We start from the raw sequence: 19,187 nt of genomic DNA, 5'->3' as shown, positions 1-19,187 counted from the left end.
CGCGGGAACCGCGGAATTCCGCGTTTGCCCGTGCGGTGGACGGACAAACCCACGGCGGCTATCACGTAGAATTGAACCACTATGGCCAACAGCACAGATTCCGACGCACCCAAGAGCGCCCGCCGCGGTCTCTTCTCCCGCAAGCCCAAAGCGGAAAAGAAGAAAAAGGGCCCGGGCCGCATGAAGCAGATCGCCGACGTCTTCAAGATGACGCGGCGCAACGATCCCAACCTGGTGTGGGTGATGGCAGGCACGTTCCTGGGCATCGTCGCCGTCGCACTGCTGATCGGTTTGCTGATCGACAACTGGATCACGATGCTCATTATCGGAATCCCGCTGGGTGTGCTGGCAGCTGTCTTCGTGCTGTCCCGCCGCGCCGAACGCGCCGCCTTTACGCAGATTGAGGGCCAGCCCGGCGCTTCCGGTGCCGCGCTGAGCATCCTGCGCCGGGGCTGGATCCTGGAAGAGCAGCCCGTTGCCGTGAACCCGCGCAGCCAGGAAGCAGTGTTCCGTGCCATCGGGCGCCCCGGCATCATCCTGGTCACCGAGGGTGCCCCCGGACGCGCCAAGGCGCTGGCCGACGGCGAACGCCGGCGCATGAACCGCATTGCACCGAACGTACCCGTGCACGTCATCCAGACCGGCCGCGGCGAGAATCTGACGCCCCTTTCCCAGGTCGCCAAGAAAGCCAAGAAGCTGCCCAAGGCCCTGACCAAGCAGGAAGTCCAGGCCGTCAACAAGCGCCTGGCCGCTCTCGGAACACGCCTGCCGATCCCCAAGGGCATTGACCCGTACAAGGCCCGTCCGGACCGCAAGGCCTCCCGCGGACGGTAGCCTCAACCACGGACACACGTTGTCCAACATATGAAGGGCCCCTCCATCGGAGGGGCCCTTCATGGTTTAACCGCGGACAGCCTGTTTTCAGTGTTTGATGATGCTAGTGCTTGACCTTCACCAGGACGGTGCCCATGGCGCGGTCATGCAGCCCGCGCTGGTCCTCGTCGAAAACGACGGCGGGTATCACCACGCACAGCAGCAGCGTGCGGACGACGGCGGCCAGCGGGCCTGCGGGGCTGCCGTCCAACTTTTGGACCTGCAGGCTGAAGACCCGGTGTCCAATGCCGTAGCCCAACACGGAAACGAGCACAATCTGCTCAACGGCGAAAATGGCAAGGACGGCAGCGGACGAACCGTCAAAAAACGCATAACCAATCACTGAGGCAATGGCCCAGTCAATAATGATGGCTCCGAGGCGCGGACCCACTCGTCCTATGCTGCCGGGACCCGTCTTGGGCCGGCCCAGGCGCTTGCCCGGCCAGGAATTCTCGTCGGAGGGAGGGCCTTCCAGCCACGAACCTAAGCTTCTTCTGTCAACCACCGTTTAAGACTACCCGGCTTCCGGAAAGCCTCCGCTTGGGCCGGCAATGCCCCTCTGTGGCAGTGTTCACGCTAGGGTAGAGGAGAGACTTCGGGTTGCGTAACTTGCCTGAAACACGGCCGACACGGATGAGAAATTAGCTGGCCCTACAGTTCTAAGGAGTTGACGGGGAGCTGTTTCCGGCTCTGCGGCCGGGGCTGTGCAGTCCGGAGTCATCCAATCAAATCGTGTATAAGGAGCAAAGTACCGATGTTCAAAACTGCGGACGAAGTCCTCAAGTTCATCGCTGACGAAGATGTGAAGTTCGTCGACATCCGATTCACCGACGTTCCCGGAGTGCAGCAGCACTTCAACGTGCCGGCCAAAACCGTAGATGCCGATTTCTTCGTCAACGGTCAACTGTTCGACGGATCATCCATCCGCGGCTTCCAGGGCATCGCCGAATCGGACATGCAGCTGATCCCCGACGTCACCACGGCGTTCATCGATCCTTTCCGCATCGAGAAGACGCTGGCTCTGAACTTCTCCATCGTGAACCCGCGCACCGGCGAGCCGTACCACCGCGATCCCCGCGGCGTGGCCGAGCGGGCAGAAGCCTACCTGGCCTCCACCGGCATCGCAGACACGGCCTTCTTTGGTTCTGAGGCTGAGTTCTACATCTTCGACAACGTCCAGTACGAGTCCTTCCCCAAGGGCAGCTTCTACAAGGTCGACTCGATCGAAGCCCCGTGGAACAGCGGCCGCGAAGAAGAGGGCGGAAACCTCGGCAACAAGACCCCTTACAAGGGCGGCTACTTCCCCGTGGCTCCGGTGGACAAGCAGGCTGACCTGCGCGACGCCATCAGCGTGGAGCTGGACAATGCGGGCCTCGAGGTCGAACGCGCCCACCACGAAGTGGGCGGTGCAGGCCAGGCCGAGATCAACTACAAGTTCACCACCCTGACCCACGCAGCGGATGACCTGCAGAAGTTCAAGTACATCGTGAAGAACGTGGCTGATGCCTGGGGCAAGTCCGCCACCTTCATGCCGAAGCCGATTTTCGGCGACAACGGTTCGGGCATGCACTGCCACCAGTCACTGTGGAACGGCTCCACTCCCCTGTTCTACGACGAGAAGGGCTACGCCGGCCTGTCCGACGTCGCACGCTGGTACATCGGCGGCCTGCTCAAGCACGCCTCCGCCGTCCTGGCCTTCACCAACCCGACGGTCAACTCCTACCGCCGCCTGGTCAAGGGCTTTGAAGCTCCCGTGAACATGGTCTACTCGCAGGGCAACCGTTCGGCTGCTATCCGCATCCCGATCACCGGTTCCAACCCGAAGGCCAAGCGCCTCGAGTTCCGTGCCCCTGACCCCTCCTCCAACCCGTACCTGGCCTTCGCTGCGCAGCTGATGGCCGGTCTGGACGGCATCAAGAACCGCATTGAGCCGGCGGACCCGATCGATAAGGACCTCTACGAGCTGCCGCCCGAAGAGGCCAAGGACATCCAGAAGGCTCCGGGCTCCCTCGAGGAGGCGCTGGTTGCCCTGGAGAACGACAATGAGTTCCTGCAGGCCGGCGGCGTGTTCACCCAGGACATGATCGACAGCTGGATTGAGTACAAGCGCGAATACGAAATCCTGCCCCTGGCGATGCGCCCGAACCCCTATGAGTTCGAGCTCTACTACGGCTGCTAAGCCCTAGCTCCGGAAGCGGTATTTCCGCTGACGAGCAACAGAGCCCGCATGCCCCGCCTTCCGGCAGGGCATGCGGGCTCTTTGCGTTCCGGCAGCCTCGCCTTAGCTGAATTTGCTGCGGTATTTCATGATCCCCAATATGTAGCTCAAGCCGAAAATTCCCAGCAGCCAGGCGAGGGCAACCCAGATTCCGTTGCCAACCGGCTGCTGCGCGAACAGGGCGCGGATGGTATTCACCACTGAAGTGACGGGCTGATTCTCGGCAAACCACGCAACCGGCCCCGGCATCGTGCTGGTGGGAACAAACGCGGAGCTGATGAACGGCAGGAAGATCAGCGGGTAGCTGAACGCGCTGGCACCGTCGATGGTCTTCGCGGACAGACCTGCGAACACCGCAATCCAGGTGAGCGCCAGGGTGAAGAGGATCAGGATCCCCGCCGCGGCGAGCCAAGCCGCTGCCGAGGCACCGCTCCGGAATCCCATGACCAGGGCAACGCCGACGACGACGGCGAGCGAGATCAGGTTCGCCGCCAGCGACGTCAGCACATGGGCCCAGAGCACGCTTGACCTCGCGATGGGCATGGACGTGAACCGCTCGAAAATTCCGCCCTGCAAATCCAGAAACAGCCGGTATGCCGTGTAGGCCACCCCGGATGCGATGGTGATCAGCAGGATGCCGGGCAGCATGTAGCTGAGGTAGGACTCATCGGACCCGGTGGTGATGGCTCCTCCGAAGACATAGACAAACAGCAGCATCAGCATGACCGGAGTGAGCACTGTGGTGACGATTGTGTCGGGGCTGCGGAGGATGTGGCGCAGTGAGCGTCCGGTCAGGGCACGGGTATCGCCCAGAGCTTGCATGCTCATCATGATTCCTCTCCCGCAGGCAGGGAGACATCCCCGTCCGAGCCTCTTCCTGCGCCGCCGGCACCAACGAGCGCCAGGTAAACGTCCTCGAGGGTGGGTTGCTTCTGCTGGTATTCGACCTTGGCAGGAGGAAGCTGTGCCCGCAGTTCCGCGAGGGTGCCGTTGCGGATAATGACACCCTGATGCAGGATGGCGATCCGATCGGCCAGTTGTTCAGCCTCTTCAAGGTATTGGGTTGTCAGCAGTACCGTGATGCCGGCGCCGGCAAGGGTCCGGACGGTCTCCCACACCTCAATCCGTGCCTGAGGGTCAAGGCCCGTGGTTGGCTCATCCAGGAAAATCACCGGCGGATTCCCGATCAGGCTCATCGCAATGTCCAGCCGTCGGCGCATTCCGCCCGAGTAGGCGGCGGCTTTCCGGTTGCCTGCTTCCGTGAGCGAGAACCGGGCTAAAAGGGAGTCGGCGGTCCCCTTCGGATCTTCCTGCCGGCGCAGCCTGGCCATCAGAATGAGGTTCTCGCGGCCGGTGAGAACGTCATCGATCGCGGCGAACTGGCCCGTGAGGCTGATGGATTTTCGCACCGGGCCCGGATCGGTGCCGATGTCGAAGCCACATACCGAGGCCGTCCCGGCGTCGGCCTTCAGCGTGGTTGCCAGGATGCGGATCAGCGTCGTTTTGCCCGCTCCGTTGGACCCGAGCAGCGCCACAACGCTCCCCGCAGCGACGTCCAGGTCCACCCCCCGCAGGACCCGCAGGTCCTGAAAGGACTTCCGCAGCCCGCGAACCCGGATGACCGGGACGGTGGTTGGGTTTGCTGTCATGCTCGATACTCCAATCGAGGCGGCTATATTTCTCCCGTTGCCTCTTTGATGGTGTTGTACAGGCGCAGCCGCTCCTTGTTGATCCACTGGCCGTCCGTATAGTTCTCGAGGAAGGCCTCGGCAAACTCCACCGGATCTTCACCGACGACGGCGCGGATGGGGGTTTCGTCAGCGGCGGCCCGCTCGACCAAGTCCGCCAGATCCTCCAGCATTTGCATAAGCATGTCCCCCTTGACGATGGCACCGGCGTAAATCAGGTACCGCTCCAGCGCGTCAATGGCGGTGCGGTAACCCGGAGGCAGTTGTTCCTTGCGTGCTTTGTACTGCCGCCAGCGCTTCTTGTCTTCAAATGAGCCGGTCACGTGTTCAATCCATTTTGCGGCCATGACTGTTCCCTTCTTCCTGCCCGTGGTCTGCCTGCCGGCGGATCACTTCGATGCGGCCTGCCAGGAACCCCCAGGATCCCCAGAAGTCCTCGAGGTACTTTCGGCCCGGGGCGTTGAGTGAGTAAACCTTGCGGGGCGGACCCTTCTCTGAAGGAACCTTTTCAACATCGACGAGGCCGCGCCGTTCAATCCGAACAAGCAGTGCGTAGACGGTGCCCTCCACGATGTCGGTGAAGCCCTGTTCCCGCAGCCTGGCCGTGATCTCATAGCCGTACGCCGGACGCACAGCCAGCAGGGCAAGGACAATGCCCTCCAAGGTTCCCTTGAGCATCTCGGTCATCTGCTTACCCATCAACCCGCCCCTGTACTTGGTCATTCATGTACTTGGTAATGCTAGCTACCAGTACATAGTAACGCCAAATAGCGGTGGATCAAGGCGCCCGCGGGGCAAAATTTCGGGTGCCAGCGGTTGGGGCACAAAGAGCCGGGGCGTTAAAGACGAACAGCCGCCCGGAACGAAGCGCCGTCCGAGCAGCTGTCAGTGGGAGCTGTCAGTAGTAGTACGGGCTGGAAAAGATCGCAATTGTCAGCGCCAACGACAACAGGGAGAAAAGGATGCCCAGAACCAGGCCGATGATGCCGAAAGATTTGTATCTGGGCGCACGGCCTCTTTGCTTGGCCAGCCCGACGGCGGAGAACACTACAGCGGTCAGGCAGACGGCCGTGCCGAAAAGGGGAATGAAGAAAAGAAAGAGGCTGACAAGCCCGAGGATGAATCCGGTCAGGGCGAGGGGGTTGGACCTCAGCATCTGGTTGCCGGGGAAGCCCGGATATCCGGGGTAAGCGGGATACGCCGGCGCCGACCCCGGGTACTGCTGCGCATAACCCTGAGCGCCGTCCTGGCCCTGCTGGTGCCCCGGGTAGCCCTGCGCATTGCCCGGACCGGGCACGGAGCCGCCCTCCCGGCCGGTGGAATCAGGGATGGACAGCGGGGCAAGCGGCACGTGGCCGGGAACATCATCAACGTCCGTTCCGGTTGAATCCGGAACGGAGTTCCCCGCTGACTGCTCGGCTGGTTCAGCCTGCGTTTGCTCGGCCAACGGCAGCGTGTAATTCGTCCACGCCGTGCCGTCCCACCACTTCTGCTGGTTTGGTTGGGCTGGATCCTGATACCAGCCGGGCAGTGGCGTTGTCATGGGAGTCTCCAGGTGAGGAAGGCGGCGGTTGCCGCTGCGCTAACGGACAGGTCGTCAAACCAAACGTATCCGATGCAGCGCAAACCGGAGTCCTCCGTCCACAGCTGTTGCTGCGGGTTAGGGAACGAACTGTGTGCTGACGGAGGTGTCGGCACGGGAGTTGTTCAGCATGCTGATCTCCGCAGCCGATACACCTCCGGCAATGAGGGCACAGCCCACTGCTATGGCTGTCATTTGCCTCGATACGGCTGACCCTGTCCTGCGCCGGGTCGTGGTGGCACGCTTCAACATTAACAATTCTCCAATCGATTGATAGCGGCATTCCCGGTCGGCGGCGAAGGCACGCGGACATGGCGGCTCTGCGCCGGAATGGGAATGCGGTTCCTGCTCCTGCCGGGAAGGCAGAGCGGCTGCTGCAGTGCAGTCTTTGATGTGCAGCGCAACCGCTGCAGTGCAGGGGGGCATGTGGTCGGCTCGGGCCGACGTGCCGGTGATTCCTGCTCCTTTAACTGTAGGTGCCTTCGGCCGCGACCTCAACGTGGGTTTGCTCACCCGCACCCGGACCTGCAACGACGACGGCGGCCGTCCCCGCCATGGGAACGGCCGCCGTCGTCGTTGCGGCGCCGGTGCGGCGCCGCAGTGCTGTGGAGCGTTAGAGCACCTTGGCCAGGAAATCCTGCAGCCGGGGATGCTTGGGTGAGGAGAAGAACGACTCGGGTTCGCCTTCCTCCACAATGTGGCCGTCGGCCATGAAGATCACGCGGTCTGCCACTTCGCGGGCAAAGCCCATTTCGTGGGTCACCACCACCATGGTCATGCCGGCCTTGGCCAGGTCGCGGATGACCTGCAGGACCTCGCCCACCATTTCCGGGTCGAGGGCGGACGTAGCCTCATCGAAGAGCATGATGTCCGGGGCCATCGCCAGGGCACGGGCAATGGCCACGCGCTGCTTCTGGCCGCCGGAAAGCTGCGCCGGGCGGGCGTCGGCCTTGTCCGCCAGACCCACCTGCTCCAGGAGGCGCAGCGCGTTCGCCCGGACCTCCGCCTTGGAACCCTTCTTCAGTTCCAGCGGTGCCAGCATGACATTCTGCAGCACGCTCATGTGCGGGAACAGATTGAAGTGCTGGAACACCATGCCGATGTTCTGGCGGACTCTGTTCAGGTCCACCTTGGGGTCGGTCAGGCTGGCCCCGTTAACCACCACTTCGCCGCCGCTGATGTCTTCGAGCTTGTTCAGGCAGCGCAGGAAGGTTGACTTGCCCGAGCCGGAGGGTCCAATGACACAGACAACCTCGCCTTCGGCAATGGAAACGTCCAGGCCCTTGAGGACCTCATTGGTGCCGTAGGACTTGCGCAGTCCGCGGGTTTCGATTTTGCTCACTTGTTAAACCTCTTATCCAGGACATCTGCCAGCTTGGTCAGCAGCGTGATGACGATGAAGTACAGGGCGCCCACGATCAACAGCACCTCTGCGGTGCGGAAGTTCACGGCGTAGATCTGCTGTGCCTGGTAGGTGAGTTCGGCAAAGCCGATCACGGCCAGCAGCGATGTGTCCTTCAGGGTGATCACGAATTGGTTGATGAAGGAGGGCGTCATGATCTTCACGGCCTGCGGAATGATGACCTTCTGCATGGTCTTGCCGTACCCAAGGCCCAGGCTGCGTGCAGCCTCCATCTGGCCCGGGTCCACCGACTGGATGCCGCCGCGGACAATTTCAGTCATGTAGGCACCGGCGTTCAGTGACAGCGTCAGCACGCCCGCGGTCAGGACGTCCACCGGGTGCCCGATCAGCTGCGGCAGGCCGAAGTAGAAGAAGAATGCCTGGACCAGTACCGGGGTGCCGCGGAAGATCGCCACGTAGGTGGTGGCGATGCCTCGCAGCACTATGTTGGAGCTGACCTTGAAGAAGCCGAACAGCACACCAAGCACCAGCGCGAAGACCAGGGACAGGGCGGTGGCCAGCAGAGTCAGGCCCATGCCCTTGGCAAAGGCCGGTGCGTTGTCGGTGACCAGGGACCAGAAGCTGGAATCTTCGGCTCCGGCTTCCAGGTAGCGGTCCAGGATCTCGTCGTACTCGCCGCTGGCCTTCAGCTCGGCCAGGCCGGAGTTGAAGGCGGCCAGCAGCTCGGGGTTGGTGCCCTTGTTCACGGCGAAGCCGTAGGAGGAACCGGCTTCCTTTTCCGTGACGGTCTTGAGGCCGTTGCCGGACTTCACCCCGTATGCGAGCACGGGGTAGTCGTCGAAGACTGCCACGGAGCCGCCGGACTTTACGTCGTCGTACATCTGGGCGGACTGGGCAAAGGCCACCACGCTGAATCCGTACTGGTCCTTGATGGACTCGGCGAAGGTTTGGCCCTCGGTGCCGGTCTTGACGGCCACGCGCTTTCCGGCCAAGTCTTCGTAACTGCTGATTTCGTCGTCGTTCTCGGCGACGGCCATCTGGATGCCGGACTCGAAGTACGGATCCGAGAAGTCAAAGGTCTTCTGGCGTTCCTCGGTGATGGACATGCCGGCAATGACACCGTCAACCTGGTTGGACTGCAGTGCCTGGAGCGCCGCGTCAAAGCCCAGGGAGCGGATATCAACGGTGAAGTCCTCTTCCTCGGCAATGGAGTTCAGGAGATCCATGTCAATACCCACAAGTTCGCCGTCCTGGCGGAACTCAAAGGGGGCAAAGGTGGTGTCCGTGCCGACGGAGAAACTCTGGCCCTCGGCCGCATTGGGAGTTTCCGCGGCGCTGGCCCCCGTTGCGGGGACGCCAAGGAGCAGTGCGATGGCCGCGGTCGCCGCTATGAACGGGGCAGCGAGTTTGGCCGGGCCTCGACGGACCCGATTGCCTGTATGCAAGGTAAAAACGTCTCCTAGATGTTCCGGAACGGCACAAAAATGCCGATAATGCCTCATAGAGACTACCCAGCGAGAGGCTCAGGAACTAACCGGGAGGCCGCAGGGGCAGGCTCAACCGAGCAGCCTCCAGGCTTCACCCGAGGGGTCAGTGAGAGCCGTATCCGTAGAACCAGCGCTCGAAAACAGCCCGCGAACGGCGGGTAATCCGCAGGTAATCCTCCTCCAGCACGCCGCCCTGGCCGGACCCGTAACCGCACCATCGGGCCACTGCCTCCAGTTCCCGGCGTGAGGAAGGCAACACGTCTGCGTTGCGTCCGCCCCGGATGACGTTGGCGCTTCGGATCCTGCTGGCCAGGAGCCAGGCTTCACGCAGAATGGCGGCATCCGCCTCCGGAATCAGGGCCGCCGCGGCCAGGGCGTCGAGCGCCGGCAGGGTGGATGTGGTCCGCAGCTGGGGATACTTGCCGGCGTGCTCAAGCTGGAGCAGCTGCACCAGCCACTCCACGTCGCTGAGCGCACCCCTGCCCAGCTTGAGCTGGCGTGAGGGATCGGCGCCGCGGGGAAGGCGTTCGTTCTCCACGCGTGCCTTGATCCGCCGGATTTCCACCACGTCGTGCTCGGTGACCCCGGCGGAGTAACGGATGGGGTTGATCAGGTCAATGAAGTCCGCTGCCAGATCATCGCTGCCGGCCATGGGGCGGGCACGGAGCAGTGCCTGCGCCTCCCAGATCAGCGACCACCGGCTGTAATACTCCCGGTAGGACCCCAGGCTGCGGACCAGAGGCCCGTTGCGGCCTTCGGGGCGGAGTCCGGCATCCAGGATGAGCACCTTTTCCGCCAGGACGGCGGGGGTGCACGGCTGCTGCAGCAGCGCCGAGAGCTGCCCGACAATGCGTTCGGCCTGGGACTGGGCGGCGCCGGGATCGGCGCCGGGAAGGGCACGGTGGACGTAGAGGACGTCGGCGTCGGATCCGTAGCCGATTTCGCGTCCGCCCTGGCGGCCCATGGCCACCACCAGCATCTCGGTGAGCCTGTCCTCCGCGCCGAAGACCTCGCCCTCGGCGACATGCAGCGCGCCCAGGACGGCAGCCCTGTCCGCGTCGGCGAGCGCCAGTCCCACGTCCTCCTGCGAGAGCAGCCCGGCGCTGTCCGCGAGAGCAATCCGCAGCATTTCGCGCCGGCGGATCAGGCGGATCAGGCGCATCGCTTCCTGCGGCTTGGGATGGCGGGACATTTTGGACCGGATTTCCTGCCACTGTGCATCAAAGCTCATGGGGACCAGGTTTTTGTCCGTGTCCAGCCAGGCAGTGGCTTCCGGGGAGACTTCCAGCAGGTCCGTGATGAACCGGCTGGAGGAGAGAATCGAGCACAGCCGCTCCCCCGCTGCCGAGGAGTCGCGCAGCATGCCCAGGTACCAGTGCGTCTCCCCCAGCGACTCACTGAGCCGTCGGAAGCCCAGCAGGCCTGCGTCGGGGTCCACGCCGTCGGCCAGCCATCCCAGCAGTACCGGCAGCAGCTGGCGCTGCAGGGCGGCCCGGCGGCTGATCCCGGCGGTTAGCGCCTCAATGTGCCGCATGGCGCCCTTGGGGTCGGCATATCCCAGTGCCGCCAGCCGCGCCTGGGCGGCCGCCGGGGAGAGCTTCACCTCGTCCACGCTGAGGTTGGAAGCGGTGTTGAGCAGCGGACGGTAAAAAATGCTTTCGTGCAGCCGGCGAACCAGCCGCTTGGTGCGCTGCCAGGTGTCGGTGAGCCGCTCCGCGGTGGGACGGCCGACGGCGAGGGAGCCGGCGGCGGCCTTGGCCAGGGCGCGCAGGGCCGGCTCGGTCTCCGGCATGAGGTGCGTGCGCCGCATGTGCACCAGCTGGATGCGGTGCTCCAGGACGCGCAGGTAACGGTACGCGGCGTCCAGGTCCACGGCGTCGGTACGGCCGATGTAGCCGCCCTCACTCAGCGCGGCGATGGCCGCCGTCGTGCTGCGCACGCGCAGGGACTCATCGGTGCGTCCGTGAACCAGCTGCAGCAGCTGGACGGTGAATTCAACGTCGCGAAGCCCGCCGCTGCCGAGCTTGAGCTGCCGGGCCTCCTCGTGGGCCGGAATGTTGTCCGTGACGCGGCGGCGCATCGCCTGCACCGCTTCCACGAACCCTTCGCGCTCGGTGCTCGACCAGATGAGCGGGGCCACTGCTTCCTCATAGCGCCGCCCCAGGTCCGGGTCCCCCGCTGCAGCGCGGGACTTGAGCAATGCCTGGAACTCCCAGGTGTGCGCCCAGCGCGAGTAATAGCTCAGATGTGAGTCCAGGGTGCGGACCAGGGGCCCGTCCTTGCCCTCCGGGCGGAGGTTGGTGTCCACTTCCCACAACCCGGGCTCGGGTGCGGATGCGTTGATGGCTCGGGAGATACCGGCCGCCAGCGCGGTGCCGATCCGGGCCGCGGATGTTTCATCCAGGTCCTGCGCTTCCATCACGTAGATGACGTCCACGTCGGAGATGTAGTTGAGCTCCCGGGCACCGCATTTGCCCATGGCAATCACGGCCAGCCGGACACGCGAAATGTCCTCGGCCGGATAGCTGGAGGCCAATTCGGCACGTGACACCGCCAACGCCGCTTCCAGCGCCGCACCGGCAAGATCCGCGAGCTCACGGCCGACGGCGGGCAGCACATCGGTGGGCGAGGCTGCACCCAGATCCCGCACCGCCAGGTCCAGCAGATGGCGGCGGTAACGGGAGCGAAGCGCCACATAGGCTTCGGTGCCGGTGATGCCGGCCACCGGGGCGTCTCCGGTGCCGGCCTTCACGGATTCCAGCAGCGAGGCGCGCAGGATGTCACCGGCTACCTCCGCGGGCTCCGCGCGCAGCGGAGACCGCAGGCTTTCCGCTGCCTCCGGGTGGCGCATGAGGAACTCGGCGAGCGCCTCGGAGGCTCCAAGCAGCCGAAACAGTGCTTCGCTTTCCTCCACGCCGCCCTCCACCAGTTCCCGCAGCGAGGGAACCCGGTCCAGCAGCCGGACCAGTGACTGCAGGGCCAGGTCCGGGTCCGCGGCCTGCAGGAAGCCGGTGAACAGCACGGATTCGTCCAGGCCCTCCAGTTCCGGAGCCTGCAGGAAGCGGCTGCTCTTTTCCAGGTCAGTGAAGCCTGCGGCAATCAGCCGGCGGGTGAGACTCATCGGAGGTCCTCCATATCGCTCATTCCTCCATGCCGTTGGGTACCGCAGATCATCGGGGGCCGGACTAAAGAATGCCCAGGTTCTTCTTCAGTTCAAACTGCGTGACGTGCTGGCGGTACTCGTTCCACTCGGCACGCTTGTTGCGCAGGAAGTTCTCGAAAACCTGCTCGCCCAGGATGTCCGCCACCAGTTCGGATTCCTCCATGGCGCGCACGGCATCATGCAGCGAGGCCGGCAGCGGATCCAGGCCCATGGCGCGGCGTTCGGCCGCCGAGAGGCTCTCGATGTCATCCTCGGCACCGGCGGGCAGATCGTAACCTTCTTCGATGCCCTTCAGACCCGCGCCGAGCAGGACGGCATAGGACAGATACGGGTTGGCGGCGGAGTCGATGCCGCGGTATTCAATGCGGGCGGACTGGCCCTTGCCCGGCTTGTACAGGGGGACGCGGACGAGGGCGGACCGGTTGTTGTGGCCCCAGGACACATAGCTCGGAGCCTCCCCGCCGCCCCAGAGCCGCTTGTAGGAGTTCACGAACTGGTTGGTGACCGCAGTGAATTCCGGAGCGTGGCGCAGGATACCGGCGATGAACTGCCGGGCGGTGCGGGACAGCTGGTACTGGGCACCGGCTTCGAAGAAGGCGTTGGTGTCCCCTTCGAACAGGGAAAGGTGGGTGTGCATGCCCGAGCCCGGGTGGTCGGAGAACGGCTTGGGCATAAACGTGGCGTAGCAGCTGGTGGTCAGCGCCACTTCCTTGACGACCGTGCGGAAGGTCATGATGTTGTCCGCTGTCTGCAGCGCATCCGCGTAGCGCAGGTCAATCTCGTTCTGGCCGGGGCCGGCCTCGTGGTGGCTGAACTCCACGGAGATCCCCACGGCCTCCAGCATGGACACCGCGGTGCGGCGGAAGTCCTGAGCCACACCGCCGGGAACATGGTCAAAGTAACCGGCACGGTCCACGGGGACCGGTTCGCCGTCGGGTCCGAGCTCATCGGACTTCAGCAGGTAGAACTCAATTTCCGGATGCGTATAGCAGGTGAAGCCCATGTCCGCGGCCTTGGCCAGCTGGCGCTTGAGCACGTTCCGCGGATCCGCGGCGGACGGCTGTCCGTCCGGAGTGAGCACGTCGCAGAACATGCGCGAAGTCTGCTCAGACTCTCCGCGCCAGGGCAGGATCTGGAAGGTGGACGGGTCCGGCTGTGCCAGCATGTCGGATTCGAAGACGCGGGCCAGCCCCTCAATGGAGGAGCCGTCAAAGCCCAGGCCCTCTTCAAACGCGCCTTCAACCTCGGCCGGAGCCAGCGCCACGGATTTCAGCGTGCCCACAACATCGGTAAACCACAACCGCACAAACCGGACGTCTCGCTCTTCAATGGTGCGCAAAACGAATTCCTGCTGGCGGTTCATCCCTACCTCTTTCCGGACGGTGGGAGGACCCGGATCCTCCGGGCCGTCCCAGTGTTACAAGCCTGCGTTTACTCTACCCATCACTGCGCTGAATGCCGCGCCGAGCCTGCAGCTGCCCCTTCGTTACGGCCGTGCGTTACGTCCGGCTGAAGGAGCTTCCGGGACAGGGGCCGCAACAGTCCGCGTTTTTAGTACGCTCGGGGAATGACCGATGCCGAACATCCCGCACCCTATGCCTCCGCCTCCGCCGCTCCCGGGCGTCCCGGCAATCCCGAGGGCCCGCGACGGATCCGCATCCCGCACCTGCAGCAGATCAAGGACGCCGGGGCACATTTTGCAATGCTCACGGCCTACGACCAGTACACCGCGGCCATCTTCGACGAGGCAGGAATTGAAGTGCTGCTGGTGGGCGATTCAGCGGCCAACAATGTCATGGGCCACGCCACCACCCTGCCGATCACGCTTGATGAAATGATCGTTTTTGCCCGCTCCGTCACCGCCGGAGCCCAGCGCGCCCTGGTGGTCTGCGACCTGCCCTTCGGCTCCTACGAAGTCTCCCCGGCCCAGGCCGTGGAATCCTCGATCAGACTGCTCAAGGAAGGTCTGGTGCATGCCGTGAAGATGGAAGGCGGGGCGCATTATGCCCCGCATGTCCGGGCCCTCGCGGCGGCCGGCATTCCGGTGATGGCGCATGTGGGCTTCACCCCGCAGAGCGAGCACGCCCTGGGCGGCTACCGGGTGCAGGGCCGCGGCGACGCCCGCCGTGCAGTGCTCGACGACGCCGCGGCCCTGGCCGATGCGGGTGCGTTCTGCGTCCTGATGGAAATGGTTCCGGCCGATGTGGCTGCCGAGGTGGATGCCGCCGTTGGCGTTCCCACCATCGGCATCGGCGCCGGCAATGCGACCACGGGCCAGGTGCTCGTGTGGCAGGACATGGCGGGCCTGCGCGGCGGCAAGCAGCCTCGATTCGTCAAGGCGTTCGCCGATGTCCGGTCGGTGCTGGCAGATGCGGCCCGAACCTACGCGGATGAAGTCCGCAGCGGCGCCTTTCCCGGCCCGGAGCACAGCTTTTAGCCCCCGACCGCGCTCGCGCTACCAGTTGCGGTTTTCTTCATCCTCTTTGTCCCAGGCCTCATTGCGCTGCTGGACCTTCAGCAGCGCGGACTGGGCCTCCTCCTGCGTCTTGTACGGGCCCAGCAGTTTGGTCCAGTCGGACTGGGGCCCCTCTTCGACCTCGTGCGTGACAACGTTGAACCAGTACTCGGCCATAATTCGGTCTCCTTGATCATGGTGCTCTTGTTACCCGCCGCGGACATCCCAGCAGCGGAACTGCTCCGCAAATACGCCCGCGCGTCCCCCGACGGGCCGTCCGCGTACCGGGGCAGGGGCCCCGCGGCGATAAGATCGATGGTATGCCCCACACTGTTGACACTGCACCCCTTGGCCACGTGACGCCGGGAAACGTGAGCCCCCGTCTCAAAGTCCCGGCATCGATTCCGCGTCCGGAGTACGTTGATAAGGAAGCTCCGGCCCCCTTCACCGGTTCCGAGGTCAAGTCCCCTGAAACCATCGAGAAGATCCGTGCAGCGTCCAAGATTGCTGCCCAGGCGATTGTGGAAGTCGGCAAGCACATCGCTCCGGGCATCACCACCGATGAGCTGGACCGGGTAGGCCACGAGTTCCTGCTTGACCACCATGCATACCCCTCCACCCTGGGCTACCGAGGCTTCCCCAAGTCGCTGTGCTCCTCCGTCAACGAGGTCATCTGCCACGGCATCCCGGACACCACGGTGCTCGAGGACGGCGACATCATCAACATTGACATCACCGCCTACATCAACGGCGTGCACGGTGACACCAACTGGACGTTCCTGGTGGGCGACGTGGACGTAGAGTCGCGGCTGCTGGTGGAACGCACTCAGGAGTCCCTGCGCCGGGCCATCAAAGCAGTCATGCCGGGACGGGAAATCAACGTCATCGGCCGGACCATCGAGTCCTACGCCAAGCGGTTCGGATACGGCGTGGTCCGTGACTTCACCGGCCACGGAGTGGGCGAAGCCTTCCACACCGGACTCATCATTCCCCACTACGACGCCGCGCCGGCCTACAGCCGGCTCATTGAACCGGGAATGGTGTTTACCATTGAGCCTATGCTCACTCTCGGCACCATTGAGTGGGACATGTGGGATGACAATTGGACAGTCCTCACCAAGGACCGCAAACGCACCGCCCAGTTTGAGCACACGCTGCTCGTGACGGATACCGGCGCCGAAGTTCTGACCCTCCCCTAACAGCGTCCACGACACGAGACAGACCTACCACTGGAGAACCATGGCGAAGAAGCACAAGACCAAGCACGGAGACGCACACGCTGTGATCGGCATTGATATTGGCGGCACCGGCATCAAGGGCGGCATTGTCGACCTCACCAAGGGCAAGCTGATCGGTGACCGTTTCCGCATTCCCACGCCGCAGCCGGCCACCCCGGAAGCCGTAGCCGGCGTCGTCGGCCAGATTGTTGCCGAGCTCTCCTCCCGTCCGGACGGCCCCGGGACCGAGGTCCCGATCGGCGTGACGTTCCCGGCGATCATCCAGCACGGCGTGGCCCGTTCCGCTGCCAACGTGGACAAGAGCTGGGTGGACACGGACGTCGATGCCCTGCTCACCAACGCGCTGAACCGCGAAGTGCAGGTCATGAACGACGCCGACGCTGCCGGTATGGCCGAAGCGCGCTACGGTGCCGGCCGCGGTGTCGACGGCACCGTCCTGATCATCACGCTGGGCACCGGCATCGGTTCGGCGCTCATTTCCAACGGCCAGCTTGTGCCCAACGCCGAGCTCGGCCACCTGGAGATTGACGGTGTGGACGCGGAAACGCGGGCCTCGGCCTCAGCCCGTGAACGCGACAACATCAGCTGGGAAGAATACGCGCAGCGCCTGCAGCGGTACTTCTCCCACGTGGAGTTCCTGTTCTCCCCGGACCTCTTTGTTGTGGGCGGCGGCATCTCCAAGCGCAGCGAGGACTTCCTGCCGCTGCTTGACCTGCGCACTCCCCTGGTCACGGCCAACCTGAAGAACAACGCCGGCATTGTGGGCGCCGCCCTGCAGGCTGCCCTGCATTTCGACTACATCAAGTAGGCCCTGCGGACCCACCGGCAGGAACATAGCGCGAAGCGGCGGCAGGATTACCTGCCGCCGCTTCGCTGTGCCGGAGGAGCTGCTGATGCTGTGCCGGTGTACCGAGGCCGCACACATCGGTTGTACAGATAACGGGGGTTCTCAGAGCCGGATAGGCGCATTATCTGTACAAGCTAATCTGTGCAAAAGAATCCGTACCAGCACATTTAGACGTGGGAGACAGTGGCCGCGTGCTGCCGGGAGCGAACGCCGCTTCAGCGTGCAGTGAGCGGCCGCTGCACTGACTCGGTGCGGGTCTGGGGATTCAGGGAGTCCTCGCGCAGCACCGCGATGGCTGCTTCAAAGTCCTCCAGTGAATCGAACGCCTGGTAGACGCTCGCAAACCGCAGGTAAGCCACCTGGTCCAGCTTCTTGAGGGGCTTCAGGATGGCCAAACCCACCTCATGGGCGTCAATCTCCGCCACTCCGCTGGCACGGATGGATTCCTCCACTTCCTGTGCCAGCATGGCCAGGTCATCTTCGCTGACCGGCCGGCCCTGGCAGGCCTTGCGTACGCCGTTGATAACCTTGCCGCGGCTGAACGGTTCCCCCACTCCGGAGCGCTTGATGACACTCAGGCTGGTGGTCTCCACGGTGCTGAAACGGCGCCCGCAGTCGGGGCATTGGCGGCGTCGGCGGATGGCGGAGCCGTCGTCGGCGAGGCGGCTGTCCACTACGCGCGAATCAGCGTTGCGGCAGAACGGACAATACATCCGGTGTCCTTTCGCTGGCGTTCAGGGCCCGGGACAGCATCTGCGATGACTGCTGCATCACAGAGAAGCTCGGTTCAGCCGGCACGGCGCCGGCTGCGCACTCATTCTAGGGCCGCAGGCCGGTCAGCACCAATTGCAACCCCCACATGTTGTACCTGCTGGTACTACATGTGGGGGTTGCGGCTCCAAGTGTCAGGAGGAAAAACGGACCGATACGGCGTCGCCGTGGGCCGGAAGGTCCTCGGCCTGTGACAGGGCGACAACATGCCCGCTCACTTCCTCCAGTGCGGCGCGGTCATAGTTGATGACCTGTATAGCGTGCATGAAGGTGGTGACATTCAGTCCCGAAGAGAAGGCAGCGGTTCCGGCGGTGGGCAGCACGTGGTTGGATCCGGAGCAGTAATCGCCGAGGCTCACGGGGCTGTAGTTGCCGACAAAGATGGCGCCGGCACTCGTGATGCGGGCAGCAATGTCTGCAGCGTTGGCGGTTTGAACTTCCAGGTGTTCGGCTCCGTAGGCGTTGCAGACGGCAATGCCCTGCTCCAGGTCATCCACCAGGATGGTTCCGGACTGGGGACCGGAAAGGGCGGTGGCCACCCGTCCGCTGTGCCGGGTCGCCGGAACCTGGCGGCTCAGTTCCTCTCGGACCCGCTCCGCCAGATCCGGAGAATCGGTAACGAGGACAGAGGCCGCATTGGGATCGTGTTCGGCCTGGCTGATAAGGTCCGCGGCCACCAGCCTGGCATCCGCACCCCCGTCGGCGAGGATGGCAATCTCCGTGGGACCGGCTTCGGCGTCAATGCCCACCACTCCCTTGACCAGGCGCTTGGCGGTGGCCACGTAAACGTTGCCCGGCCCGGTCACCACGTCCACCGGCTCCAGTTCCGGGTTATCGCCGGAGGCCGGAACACCGTAGGCAAAGGCGGCAATGGCCTGGGCGCCGCCCATGGCGTACACCTCTTCAATGCCCAGGAGTTCAGCCGCGGCCAGAATGGTCGGGTGCGGCAAACCGCCGAAGAACCGCTGCGGCGGCGAAGCCAGGGCGAGCGAGGAAACACCGGCGGCCTGGGCGGGGATCACGTTCATGATCACCGAGGACGGGTACACCGCCAGTCCGCCGGGGACGTAGAGGCCCACCCGGTTAACGGGAAGCCATTTCTGGCTGACGGTGGCTCCGGGACCGATCTGCAGGTCGGTGTCCCGCGGGCGCTGGGCCTCGGCGAAGAGCCGGGCACGCCGGATGGATTCCTCCAGGGCGGCGCGGATCGTGGGATCCAACTGCTCCAGGGCTTCCTTCAGTGCCGCACGGGGAACCAGCGGGCAGTCCCGCTCCACATGGTCAAAACGAGCGGCCAGTTCAGCGAGTGCTTCATAACCGCGGGAGCGGACATCGGCAATGATGGCGGCAACCGCATCCGAAGCCACATCCGTGGTGGTCTCCGCGCGCGGCATCGCGTGCTTGAGTCCGGCCGGCGTCAGATGCTGACCGCGCAGGTCGATGGTGCCGAAGGAAACGAAGACGGGGTCTGAGCTGGAAGGAGGAATCACGTTTCCCAGTCT

18 protein-coding genes are annotated in these 19,187 nt (G+C 64.2%); 5 read left to right on the top strand and 13 right to left on the bottom strand.

Annotation, left to right across the window (positions count from 1 at the left end):
- Window positions 1-81: 81 nt before the first annotated feature.
- Window positions 82-834 (top strand): DUF4191 domain-containing protein, encoded by a 753-nt coding sequence (locus AC4D2W_RS00515; protein WP_490924977.1) that lies wholly within the window; start codon window positions 82-84, stop codon window positions 832-834.
- A gap of 103 nt (window positions 835-937) precedes the next feature.
- On the opposite strand, the gene AC4D2W_RS00510 is transcribed toward AC4D2W_RS00515, so the two are convergent.
- Complete coding sequence (locus tag AC4D2W_RS00510) at window positions 938-1,378, bottom strand: RDD family protein (protein ID WP_490924976.1); 441 nt, start codon at window positions 1,376-1,378, stop codon at window positions 938-940.
- A gap of 249 nt (window positions 1,379-1,627) precedes the next feature.
- Between AC4D2W_RS00510 and glnA (AC4D2W_RS00505) the strand changes: the two genes are divergently transcribed.
- Window positions 1,628-3,052, top strand: a complete 1,425-nt coding sequence (gene glnA / locus AC4D2W_RS00505) for a type I glutamate--ammonia ligase (protein ID WP_400932819.1) — start codon at window positions 1,628-1,630, stop codon at window positions 3,050-3,052.
- A gap of 102 nt (window positions 3,053-3,154) precedes the next feature.
- On the opposite strand, the gene AC4D2W_RS00500 is transcribed toward glnA (AC4D2W_RS00505), so the two are convergent.
- The 9 genes from AC4D2W_RS00500 to glnA (AC4D2W_RS00460) form a co-directional block, all read right to left on the bottom strand.
- A complete protein-coding gene (locus tag AC4D2W_RS00500) occupies window positions 3,155-3,919 on the bottom strand; it encodes an ABC transporter permease (RefSeq protein WP_490924975.1) in 765 nt (254 codons plus the stop codon).
- Window positions 3,919-4,740 carry an ABC transporter ATP-binding protein gene (locus tag AC4D2W_RS00495; RefSeq protein WP_490924974.1) on the bottom strand — a complete coding sequence of 274 codons (822 nt, stop codon included), beginning with the start codon at window positions 4,738-4,740 and terminating at the stop codon, window positions 3,919-3,921. The genes AC4D2W_RS00500 and AC4D2W_RS00495 overlap by 1 nt, the downstream gene beginning before the upstream one ends.
- A 23-nt stretch (window positions 4,741-4,763) precedes the next feature.
- Window positions 4,764-5,126: a DUF1048 domain-containing protein gene (locus tag AC4D2W_RS00490; protein ID WP_490924973.1), complete on the bottom strand. Its 363-nt coding sequence runs from the start codon at window positions 5,124-5,126 to the stop codon at window positions 4,764-4,766.
- On the bottom strand, window positions 5,107-5,478 hold the full coding sequence (locus AC4D2W_RS00485; protein WP_490925984.1) for a PadR family transcriptional regulator: 372 nt from the start codon (window positions 5,476-5,478) through the stop codon (window positions 5,107-5,109). Before AC4D2W_RS00485 ends, AC4D2W_RS00490 begins: the two co-directional genes overlap by 20 nt.
- Window positions 5,479-5,677: 199 nt before the next feature.
- Window positions 5,678-6,322, bottom strand: coding sequence for a DUF2510 domain-containing protein (locus AC4D2W_RS00480; RefSeq protein ID WP_490924972.1), 645 nt, complete (start codon window positions 6,320-6,322; stop codon window positions 5,678-5,680).
- Between the two features lie 652 nt (window positions 6,323-6,974).
- Window positions 6,975-7,703, bottom strand: a complete 729-nt coding sequence (locus tag AC4D2W_RS00475) for an amino acid ABC transporter ATP-binding protein (RefSeq protein ID WP_490924971.1) — start codon at window positions 7,701-7,703, stop codon at window positions 6,975-6,977.
- Window positions 7,700-9,169, bottom strand: coding sequence for an amino acid ABC transporter substrate-binding protein/permease (locus tag AC4D2W_RS00470; RefSeq protein ID WP_490924970.1), 1,470 nt, complete (start codon window positions 9,167-9,169; stop codon window positions 7,700-7,702). The genes AC4D2W_RS00475 and AC4D2W_RS00470 overlap by 4 nt, the downstream gene beginning before the upstream one ends.
- Before the next feature lie 145 nt (window positions 9,170-9,314).
- Window positions 9,315-12,332, bottom strand: coding sequence for a bifunctional [glutamine synthetase] adenylyltransferase/[glutamine synthetase]-adenylyl-L-tyrosine phosphorylase (locus tag AC4D2W_RS00465; RefSeq protein ID WP_490924969.1), 3,018 nt, complete (start codon window positions 12,330-12,332; stop codon window positions 9,315-9,317).
- 64 nt (window positions 12,333-12,396) lie between these two features.
- Complete coding sequence (glnA, locus tag AC4D2W_RS00460) at window positions 12,397-13,737, bottom strand: type I glutamate--ammonia ligase (RefSeq protein ID WP_490924968.1); 1,341 nt, start codon at window positions 13,735-13,737, stop codon at window positions 12,397-12,399.
- Window positions 13,738-13,941: 204 nt separating this feature from the next.
- Here glnA (AC4D2W_RS00460) and panB point away from each other — a divergent pair, with 204 nt between their 5' ends.
- On the top strand, window positions 13,942-14,811 hold the full coding sequence (gene panB / locus AC4D2W_RS00455) for a 3-methyl-2-oxobutanoate hydroxymethyltransferase (RefSeq protein WP_490924967.1): 870 nt from the start codon (window positions 13,942-13,944) through the stop codon (window positions 14,809-14,811).
- Window positions 14,812-14,829: 18 nt separating this feature from the next.
- On the opposite strand, the gene AC4D2W_RS00450 is transcribed toward panB, so the two are convergent.
- Window positions 14,830-15,006 carry an SPOR domain-containing protein gene (locus AC4D2W_RS00450; RefSeq protein ID WP_490924966.1) on the bottom strand — a complete coding sequence of 59 codons (177 nt, stop codon included), beginning with the start codon at window positions 15,004-15,006 and terminating at the stop codon, window positions 14,830-14,832.
- A gap of 143 nt (window positions 15,007-15,149) precedes the next feature.
- On the opposite strand from AC4D2W_RS00450, the gene map reads away from it, so the two are divergent.
- Both map and ppgK read left to right on the top strand, forming a co-directional pair.
- The gene (gene map / locus AC4D2W_RS00445; protein WP_490924965.1) at window positions 15,150-16,028 is read left to right on the top strand and encodes a type I methionyl aminopeptidase; all 879 of its coding nucleotides are present in this window, start codon (window positions 15,150-15,152) and stop codon (window positions 16,026-16,028) included.
- A 40-nt stretch (window positions 16,029-16,068) separates the two neighbouring features.
- A complete protein-coding gene (ppgK, locus tag AC4D2W_RS00440) occupies window positions 16,069-16,875 on the top strand; it encodes a polyphosphate--glucose phosphotransferase (protein WP_490924964.1) in 807 nt (268 codons plus the stop codon).
- A 254-nt stretch (window positions 16,876-17,129) separates the two neighbouring features.
- Here ppgK and nrdR read toward each other — a convergent pair whose 3' ends face one another.
- Entirely contained in the window at window positions 17,130-17,627 is a 498-nt protein-coding gene (gene nrdR, locus AC4D2W_RS00435; protein WP_490924963.1) for a transcriptional regulator NrdR, read from the bottom strand.
- A 192-nt stretch (window positions 17,628-17,819) separates the two neighbouring features.
- Entirely contained in the window at window positions 17,820-19,175 is a 1,356-nt protein-coding gene (gene hisD / locus AC4D2W_RS00430; protein ID WP_490924962.1) for a histidinol dehydrogenase, read from the bottom strand.
- Between the last annotated feature and the right edge of the window lie 12 nt (window positions 19,176-19,187).

The sequence above is a fragment of the Arthrobacter sp. TJ-58 genome (genome assembly GCF_058269295.1).
Note: the sequence above shows the minus strand (reverse complement) of the source record. Positions and strands in the feature narration are given on the sequence as shown.